Raw genomic sequence first — 5,764 nt, forward strand, 5'->3', positions numbered from 1 at the left:
GTAACGGGGGGTTCGCAGAATACAAGCCTGACGATAACCTACTTTCACACTGGTTGCAGCACTATCATTGGCGCAGAGTCGTTTCACGGTCCTGTTCGGGATGGGAAGGGGTGGTACCAACTCGCTATGGTCATCAGGCATAACTTGTCGATCTGTTGTGGCCACGTTGCTCTGTGGGGCACAACAAATCCAATTCAGAAGAGTTCAGTAGAATGTGCGTCGCTTTTCAACTCGCACCAATCTCAATTTATTATTTATTCCTGGTTATGATTTGTACCAACATTCATTGGCTCACACTTCATATTGCTCACTTGCAGCCTATACCTGCTAAGGTTATAGGGACAAGCCTTACGGGCAATTAGTACTGGTTAGCTTAATGCATTACTGCACTTCCACACCCAGCCTATCAACGTCCTGGTCTCGAACGACCCTTTAAAGAGATCAAGTCTCTGGGAAGTCTCATCTTAAGGCGAGTTTCCCGCTTAGATGCTTTCAGCGGTTATCTCTTCCGAACATAGCTACTCGGCAATGCCACTGGCGTGACAACCGATACACCAGAGGTTCGTCCACTCCGGTCCTCTCGTACTAGGAGCAGCCCCCTTCAAACTTCCAACGCCCACGGCAGATAGGGACCAAACTGTCTCACGACGTTTTAAACCCAGCTCACGTACCACTTTAAATGGCGAACAGCCATACCCTTGGGACCGGCTACAGCCCCAGGATGTGATGAGCCGACATCGAGGTGCCAAACTCCCCCGTCGATATGAACTCTTGGGAGGAATCAGCCTGTTATCCCCAGAGTACCTTTTATCCGTTGAGCGATGGCCCTTCCATACAGAACCACCGGATCACTATGTCCTACTTTCGTACCTGCTCGACTTGTCAGTCTCGCAGTTAAGCACGCTTATGCCATTGCACTATCATCACGATGTCCGACCGTAATTAGCGTACCTTCGAACTCCTCCGTTACACTTTGGGAGGAGACCGCCCCAGTCAAACTGCCTACCATGCACTGTCCCCGACCCGGATAACGGGCCAAGGTTAGAACCTCAAACAAACCAGGGTGGTATTTCAAGGATGGCTCCACGCAAACTGGCGTCCACGCTTCAAAGCCTCCCACCTATCCTACACAGATTGGTTCAAAGTCCAATGCAAAGCTACAGTAAAGGTTCATGGGGTCTTTCCGTCTAGCCGCGGGTAGATTGCATCATCACAAACATTTCAACTTCGCTGAGTCTCGGGAGGAGACAGTGTGGCCATCATTACTCCATTCGTGCAGGTCGGAACTTACCCGACAAGGAATTTCGCTACCTTAGGACCGTTATAGTTACGGCCGCCGTTTACTGGGACTTCAATCAAGAGCTTGCACCCCATCATTTAATCTTCCAGCACCGGGCAGGAGTCACACCATATACGTCCACTTTCGTGTTTGCATAGTGCTGTGTTTTTATTAAACAGTTGCAGCCACCAGTTTATTGCAACCCCTTCATCCTTCCCCCGCAGGGGGGTCAAACTACAAGGGCGTACCTTATCCCGAAGTTACGGTACCAATTTGCCGAGTTCCTTCTCCCGAGTTCTCTCAAGCGCCTTAGAATACTCATCTCGCCCACCTGTGTCGGTTTGCGGTACGGTCTCGTATGACTGAAGCTTAGAGGCTTTTCTTGGAACCACTTCCGATCGCTTCGTGAACAAGTTCACTCGTCTCAACCCCTTGAATTACGCACCCGGATTTGCCTAAGTGCCTTCTACAAGTCAAGAACAGGCTCTTCCAACCGCCTGACGACCTTCTGTGATCCGTCCCCCCATCGCATCATACGACGGTGCAGGAATATTAACCTGCTTCCCATCAGCTACGCATCTCTGCCTCGCCTTAGGGGCCGACTCACCCTGCTCCGATGAACGTTGAACAGGAAACCTTGGGCTTACGGCGTGGAGGCTTTTCACCCCCATTATCGCTACTCATGTCAGCATTCGCACTTCTGATACCTCCAGCATCCTTTACAAGACACCTTCGCAGGCTTACAGAACGCTCTCCTACCATATCCTAAAAGGATATCCGCAGCTTCGGTGTATAGCTTAGCCCCGTTACATCTTCCGCGCAGGACGACTCGATCAGTGAGCTATTACGCTTTCTTTAAAGGGTGGCTGCTTCTAAGCCAACCTCCTGACTGTTTTAGCCTTCCCACTTCGTTTTCCACTTAGCTATACTTTGGGACCTTAGCTGGCGGTCTGGGTTGTTTCCCTCTTGACACCGGACGTTAGCACCCGATGTCTGTCTCCCAAGCTCGCACTCAACGGTATTCGGAGTTTGCAATGGTTTGGTAAGTCGCGATGACCCCCTAGCCATAACAGTGCTCTACCCCCGTCGGTGATACTTGAGGCACTACCTAAATAGTTTTCGGAGAGAACCAGCTATTTCCAAGTTTGTTTAGCCTTTCACCCCTACCCACAGCTCATCCCCTAATTTTTCAACATTAGTGGGTTCGGTCCTCCAGTGCGTGTTACCGCACCTTCAACCTGGCCATGAGTAGATCACTTGGTTTCGGGTCTACACCCAGCGACTGATTCGCCCTATTCGGACTCGATTTCTCTACGGCTTCCCTATGCGGTTAACCTTGCCACTGAATGTAAGTCGCTGACCCATTATACAAAAGGTACGCAGTCACGGAACAAGTCCGCTCCTACTGTTTGTATGCACACGGTTTCAGGTTCTATTTCACTCCCCTCCCGGGGTTCTTTTCGCCTTTCCCTCACGGTACTGGTTCACTATCGGTCGATATCGAGTATTTAGCCTTGGAGGATGGTCCCCCCATGTTCAGACAGGATTTCACGTGTCCCGCCCTACTTGTCGCATACTTAGTTCCACACCGATGATTTCATATAAGGGGCTATCACCCTCTATGGCCAGAGTTTCCAATCTGTTCTATTATCAAAGATGCTAAATCATGCAGGCTCTTCCCATTTCGCTCGCCACTACTTTGGGAATCTCGGTTGATTTCTTTTCCTGTAGCTACTTAGATGTTTCAGTTCGCCACGTTCGCTTTTAACACCTATGTATTCAGTGTTAAATGACCTTACGGCCGGGTTTCCCCATTCGGAAATCTGCGGATCAATGTGTGTTTGCTCACTCCCCGCAGCTTATCGCAAGCTACTACGTCCTTCATCGCCTGATATCGCCAAGGCATCCACCATGTGCACTTAGTCACTTGTCCCTATAACTTTAACTCCTGGTGTCTGCCGTTAAATCTCTTTAACTTCAGGTTCATCACCAAGAAACGGTTATAGTTCTTTACTACTTATGAGTATTACTTTAGCGTTTGCCGTATCTCAAGAATTTATTTTTTTCTAAAACTGCCTTTCGGCTGCTTTTGATCAAACTCTTTTAATACTTTGTTTGTTCGATACAATCATAACCCTTCCATAAATTATTCAGCATGACTGTCGTCACACCAAACGAAGCATCCTTCCGGATCCTTCCTTTACAGAAATAAATTTTGATTATTTCTACTTTACTTCTTCTGAATTGTTAAAGAACGAGAACTTCTTGTTACTGAGTCTTCCGACTCTCTTTCGATTTGAAAGAACAAACCTAAACAGCGCACGCGCCATTTGCGTTTGTTTTTTCAACATACTTTTGGTAGGGCTGGTTGGGCTCGAACCAACGACCCCCGCGTTATCAACACGGTGCTCTAACCAGCTGAGCTACAGCCCCAGTATTGGTGGAGGTTGACGGGATCGAACCGACGACCCCCTGCTTGCAAAGCAGGTGCTCTCCCAGCTGAGCTAAACCCCCATTCAGGCACTACTTCCTACTTCAAAGCAGCTTTACTTCTCTTTACTACTCTTCTCGTCTTTTCTTTTAACAGTCAATAAAAGTGAACACTTAATTACGGCGCTACTCTAGAAAGGAGGTGATCCAGCCGCACCTTCCGATACGGCTACCTTGTTACGACTTCACCCCAGTCACGAACCCTGCCGTGGTAAGCGCCCTCCTTACGGTTAAGCTACCTACTTCTGGCAGAACCCGCTCCCATGGTGTGACGGGCGGTGTGTACAAGACCCGGGAACGTATTCACCGCGACATGCTGATCCGCGATTACTAGCGATTCCAACTTCATGTAGTCGAGTTGCAGACTACAATCCGGACTACGATACACTTTCTGGGATTAGCTCCCCCTCGCGGGTTGGCGGCCCTCTGTATGTACCATTGTATGACGTGTGAAGCCCTACCCATAAGGGCCATGAGGACTTGACGTCATCCCCACCTTCCTCCGGTTTGTCACCGGCAGTCTCATTAGAGTGCCCTTTCGTAGCAACTAATGACAAGGGTTGCGCTCGTTGCGGGACTTAACCCAACATCTCACGACACGAGCTGACGACAGCCATGCAGCACCTGTGTTACAGTTCTCTTGCGAGCACCGCCAAATCTCTTCGGCATTCTGTACATGTCAAGGGTAGGTAAGGTTTTTCGCGTTGCATCGAATTAATCCACATCATCCACCGCTTGTGCGGGTCCCCGTCAATTCCTTTGAGTTTTAATCTTGCGACCGTACTCCCCAGGCGGTCTACTTCACGCGTTAGCTGCGTTACTAAGTCAATTAAGACCCAACAACTAGTAGACATCGTTTAGGGCGTGGACTACCAGGGTATCTAATCCTGTTTGCTCCCCACGCTTTCGTGCATGAGCGTCAGTGTTATCCCAGGGGGCTGCCTTCGCCATCGGTATTCCTCCACATATCTACGCATTTCACTGCTACACGTGGAATTCTACCCCCCTCTGACACACTCTAGCCATACAGTCTCAAATGCAGTTCCCAGGTTGAGCCCGGGGATTTCACATCTGACTTATATAACCGCCTGCGCACGCTTTACGCCCAGTAATTCCGATTAACGCTTGCACCCTACGTATTACCGCGGCTGCTGGCACGTAGTTAGCCGGTGCTTATTCTTCAGGTACCGTCATTAGCAATCTATATTAGAGATCACCGTTTCTTCCCTGACAAAAGAGCTTTACAACCCGAAGGCCTTCTTCACTCACGCGGCATTGCTGGATCAGGGTTGCCCCCATTGTCCAAAATTCCCCACTGCTGCCTCCCGTAGGAGTCTGGACCGTGTCTCAGTTCCAGTGTGGCTGGTCGTCCTCTCAGACCAGCTACTGATCGTCGCCTTGGTGAGCCTTTACCTCACCAACTAGCTAATCAGATATCGGCCACTCCATGAGCATGAGGTCTTGCGATCCCCCACTTTCAACCTTAGTTCGTATGCGGTATTAGCGTAACTTTCGCTACGTTATCCCCCACTCTAGGGTATGTTCCGATATATTACTCACCCGTTCGCCACTCGCCACCAGACCGAAGTCCGTGCTGCCGTTCGACTTGCATGTGTAAGGCATGCCGCCAGCGTTCAATCTGAGCCAGGATCAAACTCTTCAGTTTAATCTCTGTTACTTGTTTCCATTTCTGGAATTCGTTCTTTCGAACGAGTCGCTCACTCAAAATACTGACAGTTCAGATTCCATTGCTGAAATCCGTCTTGCTTTATTTCTTGTGAAGCATTTGATATTTTTTAAGCATGCCAACCAGTTAAACTGATTGGTGCGCTTTCATCAAGTGCTCACATTTATTGACTGTTAATTGTTAAAGAACCGCGAATCCTGAAATTCTTTTCCGCTTCACTCTTCCGAGTTTTGCTTCGCATCGTTGTGTGCGTCAGCAGCAGAGAAACGAGATTATGAAGTACTTCTCACTCACTGTCAACTCCCTTC

2 tRNA genes and 3 rRNA genes are annotated in these 5,764 nt (G+C 49.1%); all 5 read right to left on the minus strand.

Annotation, left to right across the window (positions count from 1 at the left end):
* Positions 1 to 25 precede the first annotated feature (25 nt).
* Positions 26 to 138, minus strand: a 5S ribosomal RNA gene (rrf, locus tag H8K29_RS17660).
* Between the two features lie 199 nt (positions 139 to 337).
* Positions 338 to 3,212: ribosomal RNA gene (locus H8K29_RS17665) — 23S ribosomal RNA — on the minus strand.
* Positions 3,213 to 3,635: 423 nt separating this feature from the next.
* Positions 3,636 to 3,712: transfer RNA gene (locus tag H8K29_RS17670), tRNA-Ile, on the minus strand.
* A gap of 5 nt (positions 3,713 to 3,717) precedes the next feature.
* Positions 3,718 to 3,793 (minus strand) — tRNA-Ala (locus tag H8K29_RS17675).
* A gap of 111 nt (positions 3,794 to 3,904) precedes the next feature.
* A 16S ribosomal RNA gene (locus tag H8K29_RS17680) occupies positions 3,905 to 5,435 on the minus strand.
* The 16S, 23S and 5S rRNA genes sit together here with 2 tRNA genes alongside, the layout of an rRNA operon.
* Positions 5,436 to 5,764 lie beyond the last annotated feature (329 nt).

Source organism: Undibacterium sp. CY21W (assembly GCF_014284265.1).
Taxonomy (GTDB): Bacteria; Pseudomonadota; Gammaproteobacteria; order Burkholderiales; family Burkholderiaceae_D; genus Undibacterium; species Undibacterium aquatile.